Raw genomic sequence first — 1199 nt, 5'->3', positions numbered from 1 at the left:
GCCTTGAGAGAAGTAATCAGATTGTACCGATTTTCCCGCAAATCCTGAAGTGAGTTCATAACGTTCTTTATCACTGAGTATGGAGTTGTAGCGTCTGCCTTGATAGCAATACGTAGATCAGCGTTAGCGGCACGTGCATTACGTACCCACGATTTAAACTGATTGTCAACACTATCGCATGGAATACCTTCATTCTTTAGGATCTTATCCCGTTGATCTTCCGGGAGATCAAGATATTTCTGCATACTTCTGATAGGTACTCCAAAAGTAGAAGACAAGATAAATCTCTTCTCCTGTTCCGGAGTAAACTTAATGCCATACTCTTCACCCATGCTCTCCAATACAGCCTGCATATCCTGCTGCTTGTCGAGGCTCATAAATATTTTTCCTTCCGGATCAACCAGAATCTGGAGTACATTCGTCTCCGGAATCTTGATTTCCGATACGGAAGCCGGAGTGGTAACTTGTACTGGTTCTTTCTTCACAAATGTTGAAGTCAACATAAAGAAAGTCAGAAGCAATACAGTAACGTCACTCATAGCTGTCATATCTATGAACGTACTTTTCTTTTTAATTTGCGCTCTACCCATGATTAATAATAGATTTTATAAGGGTTCGCAGAATTAGTGAGTAGCAGCAAAAGTTTGCACGATAGAGAATCCGACTTCGTCGAGTCCGTAAGTCAATTTATCGATTTTGTTAGTGTAATAGTTGTAAGAAATAACAGCCAATGCACCAGTCAAGATACCGAAAGCAGTATTAATCAAAGCTTCAGAGATACCTTGTGACAAAGCCATAGAGTCAGCACCACCACCTGCAGACAAAGCAGCAAATGAACGGATCATACCGATTACAGTACCAAGCAATCCCATCAATGTACCCAAAGTAGTGATAGTAGCGATGATCGGAAGATTTTGTTGCATCATAGGCATTTCCAAAGCAGTAGCTTCTTCAAGTTCTTTCTGGATAGCCAACAGCTTCTGTTCTTTAGGAAGAGCTGTGTTCTTTTCCATTTCTTCATACTTACGCAAAGTAGAAGTTACTACGTTAGCAACAGAACCACGTTGTTTGTCACAGATTTCCTGTGCTTTCTTCATGTCACCTGCTGCTAAAGCGTCTTTGATGTTAGCTACAAACTTAGACAATGAACCTTTGCCGAAAGCAGAACGAAGAGCAAAATAACGCTCGATGCTCAAAGC

General features: G+C 41.0%; 2 protein-coding genes. Both read right to left on the bottom strand.

Annotated elements, in window-relative coordinates; all coding sequences use genetic code 11:
* The coding region (locus AB5935_RS25180) for an ExbD/TolR family protein (RefSeq protein WP_368327775.1) at positions 1–590 on the bottom strand (590 nt) is incomplete at its 3' end.
* Between the two features lie 33 nt (positions 591–623).
* Positions 624–1199: MotA/TolQ/ExbB proton channel family protein (locus tag AB5935_RS25175; protein ID WP_368327774.1), on the bottom strand; the 576-nt coding region annotated here is incomplete at its 5' end.

Origin of the sequence: Phocaeicola sp. RTP21198st1_B8_RTP21198_201120 (assembly GCF_040929485.1) — a bacterium.
GTDB classification, from domain to species: Bacteria; Bacteroidota; Bacteroidia; order Bacteroidales; family Bacteroidaceae; genus Phocaeicola; species Phocaeicola dorei.
The sequence above is the reverse complement of the archived record's forward strand: the minus strand, read 5'-3'. Positions and strand labels throughout refer to the sequence as shown.